This window comes from Arthrobacter sp. UC242_113, from assembly GCF_044054585.1.
Lineage (GTDB): Bacteria > Actinomycetota > Actinomycetes > Actinomycetales > Micrococcaceae > Arthrobacter.
This window is the reverse complement of the sequence record NZ_CP171968.1, coordinates 2,520,879-2,541,787: the sequence shown is the minus strand read 5'-3', so window position 1 is coordinate 2,541,787 and position 20,909 is coordinate 2,520,879. Positions and strand designations below refer to the sequence as shown.

The window sequence follows — 20,909 nt, the reverse complement described above, 5'->3', positions numbered from 1 at the left end:
CCTATTCTTTCATTCCGGCAGCGTTGGCCCCCGCGGCAGGGCCCGTGGCGCTCACTCCGGCAGCCCGGCCGCTGCTGAGCAGGTGCGCCACGAAGATCTGCACCACGGCGATGACCAGGAGCAGGGCGATCGGCAGGGTCCAGCTGCCCGTCGCGCTGTGCAGCAGGCCCATGCCGAACGGCCCGACGGTGGCAAGGAGATAACCGCTGGACTGGGCCAGCGTGGACAGCGCCGTGGTCTCGGCGGTGCTCCGCCCGCTGCGGCTGATGATCACCATCACCAGGGGGAAGATGCCCAGCCCGAAGCCCAGCAGCACCGCCGGGATGATGGCCAGCGACACAGGGAGGAAGAGGAGCGCGGCGATACCGGCCGTCATGGTGAGGGTGGCAAGGTAGACGGCGGGGCGCAGCATTCGCGGCCGGGATCCGATAGCGATCAGCACCATTCCGGCAGGTACGGACACCAGCTGCATGGCGCCGAACATGATGGCGCTGTCCGCCGCGCTGAGGCCCATGGTCGTGAGCATGTACGGGAACCAGCTGAGCAGCGCGTAGGCCAGCAGCGCCTGCAGGGTGAAGATGCCGGTGAGCAGCCGCCCGGTCTTGGTCCGCAGCAGCGGCCACGGGGAGATGTGTCCTGCTGTTTTCCGGGCAGTGTTGCGGTGGGCGTGCAGCGTCACGGGCAAGAAGCCGAGGAATGCGGACAGGGCGAGGAGCCCGATGGTGCCCAGCCCGGCCGACGGCGACCCCAGCGCCTGCGACAGCGGAACAACGAGTACGGCCATGACCGTGGCGCCGCTGGTCATGGTCACCGTGTAGACGGCCGTCATGAGCGAGGTGCGCGCGGCGAAATGCTCCCGGATGAAGGACGGCATGGACACGTTGCAGACAGCAAGTCCGGACATCCCAACCACAGTGCCCGCCACCAGCATTCCGGTGGTGGGAATGCCCCGGAGCAGCAGCCCGCCTGCCAGCATGCCGAGCGAGAGGAGGATGGCTTTCTCGACGCCGAGCTTCCCGGTCAGCCACGACGTCGCGGCACCGGCCACGGCGAAGCACAGCGTGGGAATGGAGGGGATGAGCGAGGCGACCAGCGGCCCGTAGCCCAGGACCTGCTGCAAGTCGTGCAGCAGCGCCGAGGCGCCGGTGATGCCGGCCCTGAGGTTCAGGCCGATGAGGACCAGGGCAACAACGGCGGCGACGACGGCGGTGCGCGGCTTGGTCGAATACGTGGCCGTGGTCGCGGGTGCTGAGGAAGTGGTCGCCATCCCTTAACGTTAGACGTTTGACGTTTGATGTCTAGAGTTTTGTGGGGAAACTCTCGCGGGCCGTTCAGACGCGGGCATAGACTCGGGCCAGCAGGCGCGTATGCGCAGCGATTGGCAAGGGGAAAGGACGCCGTCCGGCCATGACCGCCGAAGGCCTTGAAACGGAGAAGAAGTACGACGTCGACGCCGGCACCGGGCTGCCCGACCTCGCCGCCATCCCGGGTGTGGGCCGAGTGGGTGAGCCGCACGATGCTGAACTGGAAGCCGTCTACTTCGACACTGAAGATCTGGTTCTCGCCTCCCGCCGCATCACGCTTCGGCGCAGGAGCGGCGGAGCCGACGCCGGCTGGCATGTAAAGCTGCCACCGGAGCCGACGGCTGGCTCCGGACCGGCACCGGAAGAGGGACCGGAAGCCCGCCGGGAGATCCACGCCCCGCTGGGCCAGGCCGACGTCGTTCCGGGGAAACTGCTGGCCCACCTGCACGCCTACCTCCGCGGATCGGATCCCGTGCCCGTGGCCCGCCTTAGCACGCGGCGCACCACGCTTGCCCTGTACGGGGACGACGGCGTGCACCTCGCCGACTTTGCCGATGACACCGTGGACGCCAAGCTTCTTCGGGGCGCGGACCAGAAACCGGCAGGTGCGTCCGCCGGTCGGGAGCAGCAGTGGCGCGAATGGGAACTCGAGCTGGTCCACGGCCAGCCGGAGGTGTTCAAGGCAGCCGCAGCGGTCTTGTCCGCGGCAGGTGCCCGGCCGTCAGTGCACGCGTCCAAGCTCCGGCGGGCACTGGGCGAGGGGGCGCCGGAAGCCCAAGTCAAGGAATTTGAAGGCGGCGTAAAGCAGCCCGGCGGAACGAAACCGGGCAAGAAGTGGCCGGCGTCCGCCGTCGTCACAGCGTACCTGGACGGGCAGATCAGCGAAATCCTGGGCAACGACCCCCGCGTGCGGCTGGAGGAACCGGACGCGGTCCACGCGATGCGCTCGGCCACGCGCCGCGTGCGGTCTGCCCTCGCTGTCTACCGGAAGCTCTACGGCGGGGGAGCGGTGGGCAGGCTGCGCGACGAGCTCAAGTGGCTGGGCCGCATCCTCGGCACTCCGCGTGACGCTGAGGTCATGCTGGACCGGCTGCGGACCCACGCCGGGAAGCTCCCGCCGGGTGAAGCGGCCGACGACGTGAAGCGGCGCATCGAGCGGGAGCTGGTCACCAGGCTGGAGGCCGGTTACCGCAAGACGCAGGAGGTGCTCCTGACCGACCGTTACTTCCGCCTCCTCGACGACCTCGAAGACTTCCGTGACCACCCGCCCGTCCGCCCGGTCGCTGCGGCACCGGCACGCAAGGCCGCCCGCAAGCTGGTGGGCAGGTCGGCAAAACGGCTGCGCCGCGCCCACAAGGCGGCTCTGCGGGTCAAAGACGACGCCGGCGAAAAGCCCGGCATGGAGCTCAAGGATGCCACCGCGCACGAAACCGCGCTGCACCAGGTGCGGAAGGACGCCAAGCGGCTGCGGCACGCGGCCGAGACCGTGGATCCCGTCTTCGGCAAGCCAGCCGGCAAGCTGGCCAAAGCGGCGCACAAGCAGCAGAAGATCCTTGGCGACCACCACGACAGTGTGATGGCCCGGATCTTCCTGGGAAAGCTCGCCGGCGGCCCGGACCTGCCGGAACCCGTGGCGGCGGCCTACGGCTCGCTTCTGAAGCGGGAGCGGAAGAGCGCCGCCAAAGCCGAAGCCAAGTACCGCAAGGCGCACCGGAAGTCCCGGAAGCTGATCCGGCACGGAGTGGGATAGCGGCGGCCGGTGGCTGAGCAGGCAGAGCCGCGCACACCACGGCCGCCGGGGACCGTCATCAGCCTGGCCCGCGTGGATGCGGACATGGTGCCTGAGGTGGGCGGCAAGGCTGCCAACCTCGGTGTCCTTCTGGCCGCCGGTATGCCGGTCCCGCCCGGCTTCTGCGTCACCACCGGGGCCTACCGGCGGGCGTCGGCCGCGGCAGGAGTGCACCCTTCCGAGCCCGCGGAGCAGACGCGCAGGAGGCTGGAATCCGCTCCCATACCCGGGGACATCACCGAGGCCATCCTTGCCGCCTACGCCGGCCTGGGCGAGGACCTCCCGGTGGCCGTGCGCTCTTCCGCCACCGCCGAGGATCTTCCCGAAGCAAGCTTCGCCGGCCAGCTGGACACGTACCTCAACGTCATCGGCACCGACCCGCTGCTGGACGCAGTCCGCCGCTGCTGGGCCTCCCTCTGGACCGACCGGGCAGTGGCCTACCGGGCAGACCACGGGATCGGTCAGCACTTGGTCAGCATCGCCGTCGTTGTCCAGGAAATGGTCGACGCCGACGTGGCCGGGGTGATGTTCACGGCAAACCCGCTGACCGGCCGGAGGAGGGAAACCGTCATCGACGCGGCGCCCGGACTCGGCGAGGCGCTGGTCAGCGGGGCTGTGAACCCGGACCAGTTCACGGTTGACGCCGCCACCGGGCAGATCCTCCGGCGCAGCCTGGGCGACAAACGCACCGAAAGCCGGCCCGTGCCCGCCGGCGGGACACGGCTGCTGCGCCGGCAGGACGGTGACCAGCAGGACGGTGACCGGCAGGACGGTGACCGGAAGGCGTGCCTGACGGATGAGCAGGTCCGTTCGCTGGCAAGGGTAGGGACCCGTGTGGAAGAACTCTACGGCGAGCCGCAGGATCTGGAGTGGGCCATCGCGCCGGACGGCGGGATCCAGGTGGTGCAATCCCGTCCGATCACCACGCTGTTTCCCCTGCCTGAGCCTGACAACCACGACGGCGGCGCCCGCGCCTACCTGTGCGCCAGCCTGCTGCAGGGGCTGACCCGGCCGCTGACCCCCATGGGACTGGCATCCTTCACCCTGATGAGCGACAGCGCCCGGTCGTCAGGCAACGGACCGGCGCCATACCGTTCCGCCCGGATCGGGATGCGCATGTACGTGGATGTCACGCCCCTGCTGCGGAGCAAGGGCGGGAGGCGCGGCCTGACGAGGGCCATGAAGGTGGCCGATGCAAGGTCGGTGGATGTGCTGGCCTATCTGGCGGCCGACCCCCGCTTCGCCCTCACCAGGGCGCCAAAGCTGGCGTCTCTGAAGGCGGGGCTCCGGGCATCGCCGCCCTTTGGCCTGGTTGGGCAGGTCCTGCGCGCGCTGGTCAATCCCCCCGCCGCGCTCAAGCGGGTCAGGGAAGCGGACGATGAGTTGGACCGGATGCTGGTGTTGCGGGAGCCGGCCTCTGGCGTCCGGCGGCTGGACTTCGTAGAAGGCCTCCTCACCAAGGAGATCACGCCCGCCGTGATGGGGGTACTGCCGCCTGCCGCTGCCGGGTATGTCTGGCTCGGGCTGGCCCGGCTGCTGCTGGGCCGGCTGGCGCAGGCCGGCGAGCTGCAGGCAGTGCTGCGCGGCTTGCCGCACAATGTGACCACAGAGATGGATCTGGAGCTCTGGCGGACCGCCACTTCAATCCGGGAGGACCCGGAGTCGGTCCGCGCCCTGACCGGGGAGGATCCGGAGATACTCGCCAGCCGCTACGCGGAAGGGACGTTGCCTGCCGCCTGCCAGGGCGCGCTGCGTGGCTTCCTCGCCAGGTACGGACACCGCGCCGTGGCAGAAATTGACCTCGGCGTTCCCCGCTGGGGTGAGGACCCCGCCCACATCATCAACGTCCTGGCCAACTACCTGAAGCCGGCGGACCCGGAACTCGCACCGGACCGCGTCTTCCAGCGGGCCGCAGAAAACGCGGAAGCCAAGGTGGCCGAGTTGGCCGCACGCGCCGCCCGGTCCAGGGGCAGGCTGGTCGGCAGGCTTGTTGCCCACAGCCTGCGGCGCGCACGGGCAACCGCGGGCATGCGCGAGTACCCCAAGTTCCGGCTCACTGTGGCGTTCGCCGTCCTCCGCCGCCAGCTCCAGCAGGTGGGTGAGGAACTCGCAGGCGCGGGCCGGATTCAGGTCCCGGACGACGTCTTTTTCCTTGACCTCACCGAAGCCCGCGTGGGTCTGCGCGGCGCCGACTTGCGCGGACCTGTCGCCGAACGCCGCCAGAACTACCACCGTGAAATGCGGCGCCGGCGCATCCCCCGCCTGCTGCTGTCCGATGGCACCGACGTCGAAGCGGCCATGGCCGCGGCCCAGGCGGTGTCGTCCGCCGACGGTCGGGTGCGGCCGGGAACCCTGGCCGGGGCGCCGGCCTCGGCCGGCACCGTCACTGGCAAAGCCAGGGTCATCCTCGACCCGGGCGGGGCGCACCTGGAGCCGGGCGAAATCCTCGTCGCCCCGTCGACGGACCCGGGGTGGACTCCGCTATTCATGACCGCCGGGGCATTGGTCATGGAAATGGGCGGACCCATCTCCCACGGAGCGGTGGTGGCCCGCGAATACGGGATTCCCGCCGTCGTCGGAGTCCCCGACGCAACCACGCGGATTCGCACCGGGGACACCGTCACCGTGGATGGGGCAGCCGGGACGGTCGTGGTGGACCTCTCCCGCGCTTCCGACGGCGGCCGGTAGGATCGCGTCCATGGAATTCGTCGTGCTGTACAGCCTGCGTGAGGGCGCCGACCGCTCGCGCCTTCTTGAGACCTTTCCCCGCCACAGGGCCTACTACGAGGAGTTCCGCGCCGGTGGCGGCGGGCTCGTCGCGCTCGGCCCGTTCCAGGCCCCGGACCCGGCCGGCTCATCGATGGGCATCTTCACGTCGCGCGAGGACGCCGAACGCTTCATCGCCGGCGACCCGTTCATCACCGAGGGGCTGGCGGACCCGCGGATCCTCGACTGGGATGCCGTGCGGTTCGACTAGGCGTGTCAGCGCCGGCGGGAAAGGCAGGAGGAACCAGTGAGCACTTTCGTCCTTGTCCCGGGCGCCGGGGGAATGGGCTGGTACTGGCACCGGCTGGTGCCGGAGCTGGAACGGCTGGGGCACAAGGCCATTGCTGTGGACATCCGCGAGGACGACCCCCGCCTGGGACTGCAGGACTACGCCGACACTGTCGTCGCGGCTGCCGGTGATCACCGCGATGTGGTCCTCGTGGGCCAGTCCCTGGGCGCCTTCACGGTGCCGGTTGTCGCGGCACGGGTGCCGCTGGAGCTCATTGTCCTGCTGAATCCGATGGTTCCTCTGCCGGGGGAGACGCCCGGTGAGTGGTGGGAGGCCACCGGCCAGCCACAGGCCCTGGAACTCAATGACCGGCGGAACGGGCGCAGCGGTGAATTCGACGAGCGCGTGCACTTTCTGCACGACGTTCCGCCGGAGGTAGTCGCCGCGGGCGCCGCCGAGCAGCGCGCCCCGTCCGGCACGCCCTTCGGGCAACCCTGCGGGATGGACCGCTGGCCAGACGTGCCCACCAAGGTGCTGGTCGGACGCGACGACCGCTTCTTCCCGCTGGACTTTCAACGCCGCGTGGTCCGCACCCGGCTGGGCCTGGGGATTGACGAAATCCCGGGCGGACACCTGGTCGCCCTGAGCAACCCGGTCGAGCTCGCCAGACGGCTGGACGGCTACGCGCGCGGAGCGAATTGACCTGTCTAGGTGCACCGGTGACGTGGCCCGGTGTTCCGGCTCAGCCGGCGTGCCGCGCCCCGAGCCGGGCGACCGCCAGCGCCAGCCAGAGCTGCACCCGGTCAGCCGTGATGGAGGGGTCGTAGCCGGTGAGTTCGGTGATCTGCGCCAGCCGGTAGCGGACCGTGTTGCGGTGGAGGGTGAGGGCTTCAGCGACGGCGGCAACGGAGCCGTTGCTGTTCAGGTAGCTCTCTAGCGTGGCCATCAGCTCCGAGCCGTGGGCGGCGTCGAAGCTGCGGAGCGGGTCGAGTGACTCGTTGGCCATGTCCGCGAGCGGAACGTCCTCGCTGGCCAGGAGCAGGGAGGTCAGGCTGAGCCGCTCGGGTTCATTTACCGGTAGCCCGTGGCTGGCGGCGTCGCGGGCCTCGAAGTAGCTCCAGCGCAGGCCGTTCGGCTTGGTGTACGCGCCGCCGATGCCGACGGTGGCGTGGATCCCGGCCTCGGCGAGGTGGTCGCTGAGGCTCATGGCCATGGCCGTGGCGCCGCGTCCGTCGTCGGGCACCACGGTGACCAGATCCTTTCCGACGACGGCGGTCACGGCCGTCTCCAGCGCCTGCGGCAGGGAGGAGCTGACCAGCTGCTTGTGGTGCGCTTCGGAGCCGGCCAGGATCACCACATTCTTGCGCGTGCTGTTGATGCCCGTCCCGGCAAGACGGCGCTGTGCCTCGCTGGGGTCCAGGGTCCCGTGGATCACGTCCTCGAGCACCTGCCCGCAGAGAGCCCGCTCGGCCTGGCGCTGCTTGACCATATTGTTGAGCTCCACGCTGATGAGGTTCTGCGCGTAGCCGATGATGCCGGAATCCTCGAACGGCTGCTTCACCCAGAGCGTGCACGCATCGCGGCGCCCCGTGGGGATCGGGTACGTGGTCCAGGAATCGGCGGATGGCGGCTCGCTGCCGCTGTTGTACAGCTGGGCGGTGAACTGGGTCAGCGCAATCTCGGTGCGGAGCATGCCGCCGAGATGGCGTAGGAGTTCGGCCAGGCCGCCGCCCGTCAGCAGGGCGCGGGCCAGGATCTGGTGCCCGGCGATCAGCCGCTCAAGCTTGGAGTAGTGGTCAGCGGACTGAGCGTCCGCCACAAGCTTGCTGATGGCAATAAACGGAGTGCCGTACGGCACTTCGACCACCGGCAGCCCCCAGCGGTTCGCTTCCGCGATCAGAGCCGGAGGAACGGCGTCGTGCGAGAGTCCCACGCCGAACCCGATCCCCACGGCGCCGGCGCGCTGGACCTGGCGGACGAAGCGGCGCTGTTCGGGCGCACTTTTCATCCGCAGACCGGTGGTCAGCACCAGCTCACCGCCGTTGAGGAAGCGCTGCGGGTCCTCCAGTTCGGTGACCGCAACCCAGCGGATGTCCTGGTGCGACGTGGTCTCGGCGAGGCTGGATTTCTTGAGTCCCAGAGACTGCACGGCCAGCAGCGCCGCGAGGGAAATTGCCATGGATCAAGGGTAGCGGGAGGCTGGCCGATCGCACTAAAGCGCCCGCCCGAGGGTGTGCAGGTGGCTATTCCCCGCGGTGTCGGGCTGGAATAGGCTCGAGTCAGCCGCATCACACTATTCAGGACGAAAGAGGTTGTACACCGTGGTTCAAACCTTGCAGAACTTCATCAACGGAGAGTTCGTCGCGCCTGCCGGCACGGGCCTGATCGACATCGTGAACCCCGTGACCGGTGACGTCGTGGCCAAGTCGCCCGTGTCCGTGGGGGCCGACGTCGACGCCGCCATGGCCGCCGCCAAAGACGCCTTCAAGACCTGGAAGCACGTAACCCCCGGGCAGCGGCAGCTCATGCTGCTCAAGCTCGCGGATGCCATCGAGGCCAACAGCGACGAACTCGTCGATGCCCAGCACCGCAACACCGGGCAGGTCCGCTCCCTGATCGCATCCGAAGAAGTGGCGGCCGGCGCCGACCAGCTGCGCTTCTTCGCCGGAGCCGCCCGCATCCTCGAAGGCAAGTCCGCCGGCGAGTACTTCGAGGGCCACACCTCCTTCGTCCGCCGCGAGCCGATCGGCGTGGTGGCCCAGGTGGCGCCGTGGAACTACCCGTTCCTGATGGCCATCTGGAAGATCGGCCCCGCGCTCGCAGCCGGCAATACGGTGGTCCTCAAGCCCTCCGACACGACGCCCGAGTCCACCCTGGTCCTGGCGCGCCTGGCCGCGGACATCCTGCCGGCCGGCGTCCTGAACGTCATCCTCGGCACCGGCGAAACCGGCGCGCTGATGGTGGAGCACAAGGTCCCGGGCCTCGTGTCCATCACCGGATCGGTCCGCGCCGGCATCGCCGTCGCCTCGGGCGCCGCGAAGGGCCTCAAGCGCGCCCACCTTGAACTGGGCGGCAAGGCCCCGGCCATCGTCTTCAAGGACGCCGACATCAAGAAGAGCGCGGCGGCCATCGCCGAGTTCGCGTTCTTCAACGCCGGCCAAGACTGCACGGCCATCACCCGTGTCCTGGTGGAGGACTCCGTGCACGACGACGTCGTGGCGGCCATGGTGGAACACACCAAGACCCTGCACACCGGCTCCCAGAACGACGAGGACAACTACTTCGGTCCGCTGAACAACGTCAACCACTTCAAGGCGGTCAGCTCCGTCGTCGATTCGCTGCCGGTGCACTGCCGGATCGAAACCGGCGGCCACCGCGCCGGCGAGAAGGGGTTCTTCTTCGAGCCCACCATCATCACCGGCGCCAAGCAGACGGACGACATCGTGCAGAAGGAAACCTTCGGCCCCGTCATCACCGTGCAGAAGTTCAGCACGGAGGCCGAAGCCGTGGAGCTGGCCAACGACGTCGAATACGCCCTGGCCTCCAGCGTCTGGACCAGCGACCACGGCACGGCCATGCGCCTCAGCCGCGATCTTGACTTCGGTGCTGTCTGGATCAACACGCACATTCTCCTCACCGCCGAAATGCCCCACGGCGGCTTCAAACAGTCCGGCTACGGCAAGGACCTCTCCATGTACGGCGTCGAGGACTACACGCGCATCAAGCACGTCATGTCCGCACTCGACGCATAGTCCCCACCGGCACCCTCACCTCGCTCCGCTCGGCCAGGGAACCCTGCCGGCGTGGGCCCACCACCGGCACCCTCACCTCGCTCCGCTCGGCCAAGGAACCCTGCCGGCGTGGGCCCACCACCGGCACCCCCTCCGCAGCAAAGAAAGAAACATCATGACTACCACCGCCAACGAAATCACCTACCGCCTTGAGCAGAAGCGCCGCGTCCAGGCCGACTTCCCGGGCCCCAAGTCCGTGGCCCTGACCGAACGCCGCAAGGCAGTGGTCGCCGCCGGCGTCGCCTCCAGCGTTCCCGTTTTCGTCGCAGACGCCGACGGCGGCATCATCCACGACGTCGACGGCAACTCCTTCATCGACCTCGGCTCCGGCATCGCCGTGACCAGCGTCGGCGCGTCCGATCCCGCCGTCGTCGGTGCCGTGAAGGAAGCCGTGGAGCACTTCACCCACACCTGCTTCATGGTCACCCCCTACGAGGGCTACGTCGCGGTGGCCGAGCAGCTGAACAAGCTCACCCCGGGCACGCACGAGAAGCGCACCGTGCTCTTCAACTCGGGCGCCGAGGCCGTGGAAAACGCCATCAAGGTGGCCCGCCTGGCCACCGGCCGGGACGCCGTCGTCGCGTTTGACCACGCCTACCACGGCCGCACCAACCTGACCATGGCGCTGACCGCCAAGGCCATGCCGTACAAGACCAACTTCGGCCCGTTCGCGCCCGAGGTCTACCGCATGCCCATGAGCTACCCGTTCCGCGAGGAAAACCCGGAGATCACCGGTGCCGAGGCCGCCAAGCGCGCCATCACCGCGATCGAGAAGCAGATCGGCGGAGACCAGGTGGCCGCCATCATCATCGAGCCCATCCAGGGCGAGGGTGGCTTCATCGTCCCGGCCGAAGGCTTCCTGCCGGCGCTGTCCGCATGGGCCAAGGAAAAGGGCATCGTCTTCATCGCCGACGAGGTCCAGTCCGGCTTCTGCCGCACCGGCGAATGGTTCGCCGTGGACCACGAAGGCATCGTTCCGGACATCATCACCATGGCCAAGGGCATTGCCGGCGGCATGCCGCTGTCCGCCATCACCGGCCGCGCCGACCTGCTCGACGCCGTCCACCCGGGCGGCCTCGGCGGCACCTACGGCGGCAACCCGGTGGCCTGCGCCGCCGCACTGGCCTCCATCGGCTCCATGCAGGAGTACGACCTCAACGCCCGCGCCAAGCACATCGAGGATCTGTCCTTCGGCAAGCTGCGCGAGCTCGCCGAAGAAGTTTCCGTGATCGGTGACATCCGGGGCCGCGGCGCCATGCTGGCTATCGAGCTGGTCCAGGCTGGTTCGAAGGAGCCGAACCCGGAGCTCACCAAGGCCGTTGCCGCCGCCTGCCTCAAGGAAGGCCTCATCATCCTGACCTGCGGAACCTACGGAAACGTCATCCGCCTGCTGCCGCCGCTGGTGATCAGCGACGAGCTGCTGCTGGACGGCCTGGAGGTACTCGCCGCGGCCATCAAGGCCAACGCATAGTTCCCTCCTTCTTTTAGCCTTTTAGCGCGAACTGGCAGCTGATGCCTTCAAACCTCTAGCAACAGGGCATTAGCTGCCAGTTCGCGCGGGGACGTACGACGACGGCGGGCCGGGTACCAAAAGGTGCCCGGCCCGCCGTCGTTCTCGCCGCCGTCGTACTCACCGTTGTGTTCCCGCCTCCCCGTTGCGTTCCCTCCGCACTGTTGCGTTCCCGCCCGCCGGCACGGTCGCCGAGGTAGAGTCATCCTCACCACTGCACTTCACGCCGCAGACCGGTGGGCGCCGCCGCGATCCGGGCGCCGGTCTGCACTACCCAAAGAGGGGTTTCGCATGCGATACGTAGTCGGCTACACACCCACCGAGCGCGGCGCGGACGCCGTCGCCCTGGCCACGTCACTGGCCCTGGCCCAGGGCGCGGAACTGGACCTGGTCTACGTGGTGAAGCCGGGCACGCCGTACGTGGCCCTGAACCCGGAGGGCAGCCGGGTCAGCGCCGCGGAGCAGCAGGTGCTGACGGCAGAACGGCAGGGCCTGGCCCTCGTTCCGGAGGGGGTTGCCCGCGAAATTCCATGTGCGGGAGGCCGATTCCTTCGCCGGCGGGCTCATCGACGCGGCGGCGGAGTTCGAAGCCGGACTCATCGCGGTGGGCGCCGCCAGCGCAGGCCTGTTCAAGCGCTACACCGTGGGGTCCGTGGCCAACGCGCTGCTGCACGCCTCAACGGTCCCCGTGGCACTCGCGCCGCGCGGCTACCAGCGGACGGCACCCGTTACCCGCCTGACGCTGGCCGTGGGGCAGCGTGCCGGGGCCGAGGCGGCAATCGAGACCGCCATCAGGGCGGCGAAGCGGCGCGGTGTGCCGCTGCGGTTGGTGTCACTGGTGGAGCTCGATGCCGCCGGTGACGCAGGGGAGGCCATCAATGCCGCGCACATCCACGCGAACACCGTCCTGACGGCCGCATCGGGGAAGGTGCCCGCCGGTCACGAGGTCGGCGTCGCGGTGGCACATGGCCGCACCATCGAGGAAGCCATCGACGGACTCGAATGGGACGACGGCGAGATACTCATCGTGGGCTCCTCACGCCTGGCCGAGAGGAACCGCATGTTCCTGGGCAGCACGGCCAACAAAGTGCTGCGGGCCCTGCCGGTACCGATGGTGGTTGTGCCGCGCGACTACGACCGCGAGGACTCGGCCCCCTGAGCGGCTAGGCCCCGCCGAGCGCGAACGGACAGTTGTGGCCGGGCCGCGGGGGCTTAGGTGTTAGTTCGCGCTTCCCTGCGGGCGAGGCGCTTGGCCGCGGAGCTCTTGCGCGCTGCTCCGGCTGTTTGCAGTATTGCCTGTGGGCGCATAACAAGTGCTGAAATTATTAGGATACAAACGGAAACTGAGTAGTCGTTGTTAGGAATGATTTTAGCGTGATCCGTGTGAGCAAAGTGAAAGCAAAAACAGGTAGTCAGAGGCCTTGACTTCTTGCTACTCGCACCTTATTCGAGTACAAACTACTCGTGTCACTGACTAGCACGAAGCCGTAGATTGGAACACCTATTCCGAATGGTCCCTCAATCGGAGGAGGCCCGAAATGGCTCTCCCACATAGCGTCAATTACCACAATCAATGTTTCTCCCACATCCGTGCAGGTTTTCAGGCGCTAACCTTACGGCGATCGGGAGTTGATGTGGAGTTGATTATTCCCGCGGGCGATGGAGCCCGGCGGTCACAGGCAGCGGTCGGTGACTCCAAGAACCACGCTAAAACAGCATTCTGGAGCGCACTCAAAGTCCATGATATCTGCAGGCGACAGGTCAATGCCTCTGAAATCGTTGGATATCCAGCTCAAACTGGGGCGGACCGATTGTCCTGATTTTGCTTTGGCGTTTTGCAGCAGGCGCCGCCGTCGGCAGAGGCTTTTGACCCAGGGCCTCGCCCAAATCCCAAACCCAATTTTTAGTTGCAACTCGGCTTGCACCCCCTCTGGTGTGGAATCGCCGATCCCCAAGCCAATGACGACGATCTCCTATGAGATAGGGAAATCAAATGACACAGCTGTCTGAGAATCGAAGGGCCCGCCACGCCGCAACAGTGCGGTTTGAAGACGATTCCCGCCGCTCCGGTCGGGGCCTATCGGGGAACGGGGGTGGGAGTGCCGCGACACCCGTTTCCGGTACTAATCAGAGCACCCCACTGACGAGCCAGGTAGAGGACATGTGGGACGAGGGGCGTCTGGCCGCCTGTTCAGGAGACCACGAAAAAGCCATCACCTGTCTACTCCGCGAAGCGGAGGCACGGACCGCCGAAGGTAGCCACGGCCGCGCGGCTATAGCGTTCCGGACGGCCGCGGAACAGGCCCAGCTACAGGGACGAACGGAGCAGGCCGAGCAGTTGCTTGACTGCGCTGCTGTCGCCTACACCCATGCAGCCGAGCGCAACCAGCTCAACCCGGGCACAGCCCAACAGGCATGGATCTCGGCGGCCAAGTGCTTCCTCCAGCTGCGGCAGCTGGACCGGGCGGCAGCGTGCATCGAGGAAGCTCGACGCGTCGAGCCAGGCACCGCCCCTCATCCCGACCCTCTCCGGGCGGCGTCATGAAGATTCTGCTTACGACGGAGAGCACGTACCCCTATTTTCACGGGGGCGTGTCCACGTGGGCGCACGCGTTGGTGACCGGCATGCCCGAGCACGAGTTCGTAGTGGGGGCAGTGGTTGGCAATCCGCATGTGGTTCCTTCCTTCGACGTTCCAGCCAACACGCAAGTATTGACCATCCCCCTCTGGGGGACCGAGACGGTCCACGAGTATGTCCGGCCTCAAGGGCATATCCGACGGGGTGCGCTAGGGAGACGCTCACGGGAGAAGGCCTTCGTCGACCTGCTGCTGCCGGCCTACGATGAGGTGATCGGTAACCTGTTGGAACACCGCCAACCGCGAATGCTCGGGGTTGCCCTTGCCCACATCGCAGAGTACTGCGAGAACAATGATCTGCGGGACGCGTTGCGTGATCCCAGATGTTGGCAGCTGGTGCGCGCCCGGTTCAGTGCACACCCGGTCCTTGGGGACATCTCGATGGCCGACGCCATTGACTTCGCGCGTTCCCTTTATCGCTACCTGACGCCTCTAGCCGTTCCCCTCCCTGCCGTTGATCTGGCCCATGCATCGGGTGCTGCGCTCTGCGCTCTACCGGCGATCGCCGCCAAATTTCGCAAGGGCACCCCAATGCTCCTGACAGAGCACGGAGTTTATGTGCGCGAACGTGTCCTTCAACTGGTTCGAGACGACACTCCGTTGCTACGCAAGACGCTGCTCGGCAATCTTTATGGAGCGGTAGCCCGTTGTGCTTACGCATACGCCGACACCGTCCTGCCGGTTTGTGAATACAACACCAGGTGGGAGTATCGGCTGGAGGCCGATCCCAGCCGCCTCCGGGTCGTGTACAACGGCGTTGATCCGAACGAGTTCCTCCCGCGGGTGGTCGAGCTGAACAGACCAACCATCGCCTATGTCGGCCGTATCGAGCCGCTTAAGACGTGCTGGGGCTCATCGCCGCCGTCGCTCGCGTCCGTCTTGCGCTCCCTGACATCCTCTGTCGGATTTATGGCCCGGTCGATGACCCCCACTACGGCGAACGCTGCCGCGCCACCGTCGGGGCGTTGGGACTGGAGCGGAATGTGGTATTCGAGGGGACCACGAGCGACCCGGCGCAAGCCTACCAAGACTCGGACGTTGTTGTGCTCTGCTCCGTGTCCGAGGGCTTTCCTTACACCGTAGTGGAGGCGATGTGTAGCGGTCGTCCCGTCGTAGCGACTGCGGTGGGCGGTGTTCCGGAGGCATTGAACCTTCCACAGCTGCTCGTCGAGCCACAGAACCCACAGGCGCTGGCCAATGCCGTCATCGCACTCTTCCGGCAGACCTCAGCCGAGCGCGCTGCCATCGGCGAGGATCTCCGGGAGCGCGCAGTCCGGCTGTTTTCCCAACAGCGCTTCCTCGAGGAGTACCGGTCCCTCTACATGGGAGTCGTCCATGAGCCAGCTGCCTGAGGACGCTGTCCTTGCCGATTTTGTCACCGAGCTCGACGAATGGGGACCAGATCTTCACGCCGAGGCACGATCAGTTGCCGGCCGCACCCGCCATGCACAGGACGCTTTCGAGGTGGCCGTGATCCTCGGAACCTTAGGGTATACCGACCAGCGAGCGCGCGACTTGGGTTGCCGGGATGTCTTCGATCTCTCGGAGAAGGTAGAACCACTCCTGCCGCTCTTCGACGGGCCAGCGGACGAGCCTCCCGTTGGCACCGGAGCCCACGTTTCACAACGACCGCCCGGACCGGATCGGATGTCCCTGGGTCTGCTCTTACAGTCGATGCTCTACTCGGCTCCATGGGTCGTCGCGGTTGTCGCCCTGGTCGTCGCTCGGGTGTCATTCTGGTCCACGTTTACTGCACTACCGTTTTCCAGCGCCACCAGCCTCGCATTGTTCGCTGCGTTGGTCGTGACCGGGGGGTTCATGCAAGCGTTCGCCCGGAGGGGGTTGTTCTATGCCCTGCAGCACAATGCACCCTTGCTTCGTTGGACGCTGCGGCGGACGCTGGGAGCAGGCCTTGCAGTCGTGCTCGTGGTGATAGGTGCGGGCTATGTGATCCTCGAGTTCGTGCTGCAGGCCTACACTCCAGCCTCGAACAGGTCGTTCCTGCTCTTCGGGATCTCTGTCGGCGTCCTGCTGCTGGCCTTCTCCCCGCTGTACCTCGCCAGAGCGCTAGGTGAAGTGGTGGTCGCAGCCTGCGCCGGCGGGCTGGTTGCCGTGGTGGGCGCATCGTGGATCACGGAGGGGAATTACATCAACCTCTACGCCGCCCAATCTATTCAAGTCGCGGCGATTTGGACCGTGATAATCGTGGCCGTGCTGTTCGATGTTCGTGTCCTGAAGAGGCTTGCCGCGCCACCGGTCGACGCGGTTGGCGACTTCACAGCGGACAATCGGTGTGTCCTCGCACCCCGGCTCGGCCCTGTGGTGCGCTCCGTGCGTGCCTACTGGGCCTACGGAACGGGTTTCTTTGCCCTGCTTGTGGTGGATCAGCTGGTCGCCGGAGGTTTGTGGCGCGGTTTCTACAATTACAACGGGGTATACCAGGTCGGCGTTGGCACGGGTCTGCTCGTCCTCATCCCGACGCTCACTTACGCGATCGCTGCCAGTCACCTGTTGCCCGCGACTGTGCGGCGTGCGATGACTCGGAACCGTGTCTCCGCACACGAGCTGATAAATAGGGTACTGCTCAACTTTTACTGTCGTCAGCTGGCGATCACTTTGGCCGTTGGACTGGTGAGTGGAGCTGTCCTCTTGGCTGCCACAGATTGGCTCGCAACCGCCAGCCTGCTCACCGCGGGCCTCGATACGGCCCGAGATGTCTATACTTGCGCCTTGACCGGTTACATACTGCTAGGGATCGGAGCCTTCAATGCTGGGCAATTGTTCAGCCTGGGGAGGGCGCGCATGCCCGCGGTCTTCGTGTGGATCGGGGCAGCAGCTTCCCTCGCATCAGGGCTCAGCCTCTCGCGGGCGTGGAACCCGACGCTGGGTCCAATAACTGGAATGGTGATCGGTTGCGCCGTGTTTGCCATCGCAACATCGGTAACCGCTTACCGCATGTTCCGCCGATTCGATTTGAATTACTACAGGGCCTTCTGATGAAAAAGATCCGCACGACCGTTGTCGTTGTCGTTGTCGCGCTGGCCGGAGCCGTCTTCGTCGCCGTGGGCGCTGGTGAGCGCCCTGCCCCTCTCGCATCGTCCGGTCAATGGCAGTTGCTGCGGACTACCGAGGGAACGCTGATTTACGACGCATTTGCAGAGGATATCCCCAGCAGGGAGGTCCAAGACGTTTACGAGTTGAACGGAGACACCGACGCTAGTCATGCGTTCGTCCGGGCCACCGCTGGTGGTCTGCAGGTGGGAGTGGACCCGCAACCGTCGCGCGCGACCTACAGCGGCTATTTCGCGGTCACCCACGACGCCTATCCGGAGACCAGCATCTTCCATGTGCGCATGTCAAAACAGCACGGACAGGTCGAGTCGCCGAATAAGGTCGGGCAAGCGGTCTTTGCCGTGCAGACGGCTTCCACCAAGATCACTGGCTTGATCAATTTCATCGTGCTTTCATCCGACAGCACAGCTGGAATGACCTCCTGGAGGGTGGGCTACATGTACGGGCACGTGGAAAACGCTAACTACATTGGCTATTGGGGAACTGAGCCCTCAGTGGACGCGCCGGACGCCCAGGAGGTCACCCTCCGTACAGACGGGCGGCGCACACTGGCCGTCTGGTTTGGGGACGAGCTGGTGTTCCACTCGAACGAGCTCCAACTGGACATACAGGCACCGTTCCAGCCATACCTCGAGGTACAGGCCGTGCAGACACCCTATATGTCCTCGTTCCAGGACTTCTGGGTTGTGAAGGACGATCGAGTGCGGTTAACCGGCGCCCCGGCCGGGTCGCGGGTCGCGCTCGTCGCTGACGGAATCATACTTTCAGAGCGCACCGCCGGGGCCGGCGGCGACGCTACCCTTATCTTGCCCCCGTATGCTGCGAAGGGCAGTGCCACGCTTGAGATCACCGAGGTGGGGCATGAGCCCGTGCGGCTGGGCTCCTTCGACTACGCGGGCGGCGACGAGTTCGAGTTGGTTGAGAAATGACTGCCAGGAAACTCGCTACAGCAATTTTGGGTTGCGCGAGGCGCGTAGTCTCCACGATCGGTCCGGTTGTTTCTGCCAACAGGGAACAAGCCTCGGAGGTCTGGCCCTTCGCAATCTACTATGGGTGGCCGAGCTACGTGAATGGAGCGGACGGTGACGTAGTCCGAGCTATCGCCGCATTCGAGGGCTATAGGGTCGTGGTGTTCGGAAACGACACGGCGACCCCGGCTGGAGACCCTCTGGCTGCCCCGATCATGTCGGGGGTTACTGCGCGTGGTGGAGAGCCGTACGGGTACGTCAGCATCGGCGTCTCCGACGGGGAGCCGAACCACTCGCCGGAGGAGCTGCAGGCGCGTCTTGACGTCTGGCGGGGGCTAGGTGCCCGTGGGGTGCTCCTCGACTGCGCGGGGGCTGACTATGGCGTGAGCCGGGTCCGCTTCGATGCCGTGGTGCAATATGCGCACTCCCTGGGAATGAAGGTCCTGGCGAACGCATGGAATCCCGACGACGTCCTTGCGGACTCGCGCACCATGAGGCCATGGGACGGATACTTGGGGGAGAATGACGTCCTGTCAGCCGGGCGGTTCTTGGCGCCGGCGACGTACCAGGCGAAGCTGGCGAAGATGGCGGGTTACAAGGCGCATCTGGGAATCAACCTCTACGAGACAGCCACCAGTTGGGACCTCGAGAACGCCGACGCCCTGACGGCACAGGTGCTGGCCGCTCTTAAGACGTATCCCATCGACGCGCTTCAACTCAGCGACCCGCAGTACTGCTGCATAGACAACACACTGATCCGCCCCCCGGTAGCGCTAAGGGCCGAGCGATGAGGCCGATTTTGTTGCGGCTGCGGCTCGACGCAGTTGCCTTCCTGGCAGCCGCCGTACTTTCCTTGGTCACCGGCTGTAGCGTAGGCGACTCTGCTCCATCCCCGCCCGTGCCAACGGACAGTGGGCTACGGATCGCCGTCCCCGCATACGTCAACCCGCCGGATTCGGTGTTTTGGCAATCTTTAATCGAGGCCGTGCCAGAGGTTCAGGACGTCATCGTCAACCCCGACAGCGGGCCGGGGTCCGCGGTGTCCGAATCTTACGTGCAGGTAATCGGTGCCTTGCGCGATGCAGGCATCCGTGTGCTGGGCTTTGTCCATACAGAGTATGGCGCTCGTGACCCGGCTACCGTCCGAGGGGAAATCGACCGGTGGAAGGAGTGGTACGGCGTTGACAATATTTTCTTGGATGAGGCGCCGGTTGTTTCCCGGTGGATTCCTACTTACGCTTCCTACGCCGCCGTCGTCCACGATGCTGGGGGTGTCGTTGTGCTCAACCCGGGATTGATCCCCGACCGGGGCTTCTTTGAATTCGCTGATGCCATCGTGACATTCGAGGGTCCGGTTGGCGCTTACTCGAAAATGAAGGAGCCGCCTAAGTGGGTTCGGTCGGAGACTCGCACTGAGCTGTGGCACATTGTCCATAGCGCGCCGGAGGACAGGCTCGGTGAAGTGGTGAACCGCGCCCGGCAGCACGGCGCAGACAAAATTTATGTGACTGATGACGTGGAACCGAATCCCTACGATCGTCTTCCGAGCTACTGGTCGGGCAAGCTGGCTGCTGTCGGACCACAATAGATGAGTTCATATACACGGCGGCCGACCGGAATGATGACAGGCTGGCTGCTCACAGGAAGAGTCTCCCGCGCGCCGCGAACCAGTTGCCTTCCTAAAGCCCAGTTAATCGACGTGAGCGTCAACGGAACCGTCACTAAGCCCCTTGGCGGGCGAGGCGCTTGGCCGCGGAGCTCTTGCGCGTCGAGGCCAGCATGTCCACTGTGAGCACCAGCAGGGCGAGCCACACGACGCCGAAGCCGATCCACCGGTCCAGCGTCATGGCCTCCCGGAACACCACCAGGGCAACGATGAACTGCAGCACCGGCGCGAAGTACTGCAGCAGCCCGATGGTGGTCATGGGCAGCCGGCGCGCCGATGCGCCGAAGAACACGAGCGGCACGGCCGTGATGACGCCGGACGCCAGGAGCAGCCAGAAGTGCCCCGGTCCGTGGGTGGTCAGCGAGGCAGTGCCGTTAGCCGCGAGGAAAATCATGGTGGCCGCGGCCAGGGGAGCGAGGACGATGGTTTCCACGGTGAGGCTGGTGACGGCGTCGGCACGCGGCCCCACCCGCTTCTTCACGAAGCCGTACAGGCCGAAGCTGATGGCCAGGGTCAGGGCGATCCACGGCAGTTTCCCGTAGGACACGGTAAGCACCCCGACGGCGATGAAACCGATTCCGACGGCGGCCCACTGCAGCGGCCGGAGCGTCTCCTTCAGGACGAAGACGCCAAGGAGGACGGACACGAGCGGGTTGATGAAGTAGCCAAGTGAGGCCTCGACCGCCTGCCCGGTGGTGACGCCGTAAGTGTAAGTCAGCCAGTTGACCGCGATGAGGCCGGCGGCGAGCGCCAGGGTTCCGAGGATGGCGCGGTTCCGCAGGGCAGCACCCAGGACGCGCCACGCCCTGGTCACCGTGATCAGGAGGGCGCAAAAGATCAGGGACCAGACCACCCGATTGGCCACAATTTCCACGGCACCGGCGGGCTGCAGAACAAAGAAGTACAGCGGAAGCAGCCCCCACAGGCCGTAAGCGCCGATGCCGAACAGGATTCCCGCCGTCGTCTCCTTGTCCACCGCCTTGGGTGCCCCGGGTTCCACGGGCGAACCGGGTGCCCCGGACGAACCGGGTGCGCCGGGTGACCCGGGTGCCCCGGGCGAACCGGGTGATCCGGCCCTGCCGGGGCCGGTCACGCCGGAGGGCGCGGCGCCAGGTGTTGGGGCAGTCGGAACAGCGGAGGAGACGGATCCGTCGGGGTTAGGCACAAGTCCCATAAC

At 66.3% G+C, this 20,909-nt stretch carries 16 protein-coding genes and 1 pseudogene; 14 read left to right on the top strand and 3 right to left on the bottom strand.

Features of this window, described 5'->3' with window-relative positions; all coding sequences use genetic code 11:
• Window position 1: 1 nt before the first annotated feature.
• A complete protein-coding gene (locus ACHMXB_RS11525; RefSeq protein ID WP_395398460.1) occupies window positions 2–1,267 on the bottom strand; it encodes a CynX/NimT family MFS transporter in 1,266 nt (421 codons plus the stop codon).
• Between the two features lie 140 nt (window positions 1,268–1,407).
• Here ACHMXB_RS11525 and ACHMXB_RS11520 point away from each other — a divergent pair, with 140 nt between their 5' ends.
• The 4 genes from ACHMXB_RS11520 to ACHMXB_RS11505 are packed head-to-tail and all read left to right on the top strand — an operon-like array spanning window position 1,408 to window position 6,790.
• On the top strand, window positions 1,408–3,054 hold the full coding sequence (locus ACHMXB_RS11520) for a CHAD domain-containing protein (RefSeq protein ID WP_395398459.1): 1,647 nt from the start codon (window positions 1,408–1,410) through the stop codon (window positions 3,052–3,054).
• A 9-nt stretch (window positions 3,055–3,063) separates the two neighbouring features.
• Window positions 3,064–5,781 carry a PEP/pyruvate-binding domain-containing protein gene (locus ACHMXB_RS11515; protein WP_395398458.1) on the top strand — a complete coding sequence of 906 codons (2,718 nt, stop codon included), beginning with the start codon at window positions 3,064–3,066 and terminating at the stop codon, window positions 5,779–5,781.
• 10 nt (window positions 5,782–5,791) lie between these two features.
• Window positions 5,792–6,070, top strand: a complete 279-nt coding sequence (locus ACHMXB_RS11510) for a YciI family protein (RefSeq protein ID WP_395398457.1) — start codon at window positions 5,792–5,794, stop codon at window positions 6,068–6,070.
• Window positions 6,071–6,106: 36 nt separating this feature from the next.
• Window positions 6,107–6,790 carry an alpha/beta fold hydrolase gene (locus tag ACHMXB_RS11505; protein ID WP_395398456.1) on the top strand — a complete coding sequence of 228 codons (684 nt, stop codon included), beginning with the start codon at window positions 6,107–6,109 and terminating at the stop codon, window positions 6,788–6,790.
• A 40-nt stretch (window positions 6,791–6,830) separates the two neighbouring features.
• Here the strand turns inward: ACHMXB_RS11505 and ACHMXB_RS11500 are convergent, their stop codons facing one another.
• Complete coding sequence (locus ACHMXB_RS11500; RefSeq protein WP_395398455.1) at window positions 6,831–8,267, bottom strand: PucR family transcriptional regulator; 1,437 nt, start codon at window positions 8,265–8,267, stop codon at window positions 6,831–6,833.
• 142 nt (window positions 8,268–8,409) lie between these two features.
• On the opposite strand from ACHMXB_RS11500, the gene ACHMXB_RS11495 reads away from it, so the two are divergent.
• The 10 genes and pseudogenes from ACHMXB_RS11495 to ACHMXB_RS11450 all read left to right on the top strand — a co-directional run bounded on the left by ACHMXB_RS11495 (window position 8,410) and on the right by ACHMXB_RS11450 (window position 19,654).
• Complete coding sequence (locus ACHMXB_RS11495) at window positions 8,410–9,840, top strand: aminobutyraldehyde dehydrogenase (protein WP_395398454.1); 1,431 nt, start codon at window positions 8,410–8,412, stop codon at window positions 9,838–9,840.
• Between the two features lie 154 nt (window positions 9,841–9,994).
• Window positions 9,995–11,350, top strand: coding sequence for a 4-aminobutyrate--2-oxoglutarate transaminase (gene gabT / locus ACHMXB_RS11490; RefSeq protein WP_395398453.1), 1,356 nt, complete (start codon window positions 9,995–9,997; stop codon window positions 11,348–11,350).
• Window positions 11,351–11,903: 553 nt separating this feature from the next.
• Window positions 11,904–12,548 carry a universal stress protein gene (locus ACHMXB_RS11485; RefSeq protein WP_395398452.1) on the top strand — a complete coding sequence of 215 codons (645 nt, stop codon included), beginning with the start codon at window positions 11,904–11,906 and terminating at the stop codon, window positions 12,546–12,548.
• A 1,002-nt stretch (window positions 12,549–13,550) separates the two neighbouring features.
• Entirely contained in the window at window positions 13,551–13,934 is a 384-nt protein-coding gene (locus ACHMXB_RS11480) for a hypothetical protein (protein WP_395398451.1), read from the top strand.
• Window positions 13,931–14,782, top strand: a pseudogene (locus ACHMXB_RS11475) (DUF3492 domain-containing protein); the annotation flags it as partial. The gene ACHMXB_RS11480 and the pseudogene ACHMXB_RS11475, both read left to right, overlap by 4 nt.
• An 86-nt stretch (window positions 14,783–14,868) precedes the next feature.
• Entirely contained in the window at window positions 14,869–15,378 is a 510-nt protein-coding gene (locus ACHMXB_RS11470) for a glycosyltransferase (RefSeq protein WP_395398450.1), read from the top strand.
• On the top strand, window positions 15,362–17,023 hold the full coding sequence (locus ACHMXB_RS11465) for a hypothetical protein (RefSeq protein ID WP_395398449.1): 1,662 nt from the start codon (window positions 15,362–15,364) through the stop codon (window positions 17,021–17,023). The genes ACHMXB_RS11470 and ACHMXB_RS11465 overlap by 17 nt, the downstream gene beginning before the upstream one ends.
• Entirely contained in the window at window positions 17,023–18,027 is a 1,005-nt protein-coding gene (locus ACHMXB_RS11460; protein ID WP_395398448.1) for a hypothetical protein, read from the top strand. Before ACHMXB_RS11465 ends, ACHMXB_RS11460 begins: the two co-directional genes overlap by 1 nt.
• Window positions 18,028–18,281: 254 nt before the next feature.
• Window positions 18,282–18,857, top strand: a complete 576-nt coding sequence (locus ACHMXB_RS11455) for a hypothetical protein (protein WP_395398447.1) — start codon at window positions 18,282–18,284, stop codon at window positions 18,855–18,857.
• Complete coding sequence (locus tag ACHMXB_RS11450) at window positions 18,854–19,654, top strand: spherulation-specific family 4 protein (protein ID WP_395398446.1); 801 nt, start codon at window positions 18,854–18,856, stop codon at window positions 19,652–19,654. Before ACHMXB_RS11455 ends, ACHMXB_RS11450 begins: the two co-directional genes overlap by 4 nt.
• A 133-nt stretch (window positions 19,655–19,787) precedes the next feature.
• Here the strand turns inward: ACHMXB_RS11450 and rarD are convergent, their stop codons facing one another.
• A complete protein-coding gene (gene rarD / locus ACHMXB_RS11445; protein ID WP_395398445.1) occupies window positions 19,788–20,906 on the bottom strand; it encodes an EamA family transporter RarD in 1,119 nt (372 codons plus the stop codon).
• Between the last annotated feature and the right edge of the window lie 3 nt (window positions 20,907–20,909).

What these genes read in the sequence shown, in the direction of transcription:
- ACHMXB_RS11500 (WP_395398455.1), bottom strand. Translation starts at nt 8,267, where the DNA reads ATGGCAATTTCCCTCGCGGCGCTGCTGGCCGTGCAGTCTCTGGGACTC.
- ACHMXB_RS11455 (WP_395398447.1), top strand. Translation starts at nt 18,282, where the DNA reads ATGTCGGGGGTTACTGCGCGTGGTGGAGAGCCGTACGGGTACGTCAGC.
- ACHMXB_RS11450 (WP_395398446.1), top strand. Translation starts at nt 18,854, where the DNA reads ATGAGGCCGATTTTGTTGCGGCTGCGGCTCGACGCAGTTGCCTTCCTG.
- rarD (WP_395398445.1), bottom strand. Translation starts at nt 20,906, where the DNA reads ATGGGACTTGTGCCTAACCCCGACGGATCCGTCTCCTCCGCTGTTCCG.
- ACHMXB_RS11460 (WP_395398448.1), top strand. Translation starts at nt 17,023, where the DNA reads ATGAAAAAGATCCGCACGACCGTTGTCGTTGTCGTTGTCGCGCTGGCC.
- ACHMXB_RS11510 (WP_395398457.1), top strand. Translation starts at nt 5,792, where the DNA reads ATGGAATTCGTCGTGCTGTACAGCCTGCGTGAGGGCGCCGACCGCTCG.
- ACHMXB_RS11525 (WP_395398460.1), bottom strand. Translation starts at nt 1,267, where the DNA reads ATGGCGACCACTTCCTCAGCACCCGCGACCACGGCCACGTATTCGACC.
- ACHMXB_RS11480 (WP_395398451.1), top strand. Translation starts at nt 13,551, where the DNA reads ATGTGGGACGAGGGGCGTCTGGCCGCCTGTTCAGGAGACCACGAAAAA.
- ACHMXB_RS11520 (WP_395398459.1), top strand. Translation starts at nt 1,408, where the DNA reads ATGACCGCCGAAGGCCTTGAAACGGAGAAGAAGTACGACGTCGACGCC.
- gabT (WP_395398453.1), top strand. Translation starts at nt 9,995, where the DNA reads ATGACTACCACCGCCAACGAAATCACCTACCGCCTTGAGCAGAAGCGC.
- ACHMXB_RS11465 (WP_395398449.1), top strand. Translation starts at nt 15,362, where the DNA reads ATGAGCCAGCTGCCTGAGGACGCTGTCCTTGCCGATTTTGTCACCGAG.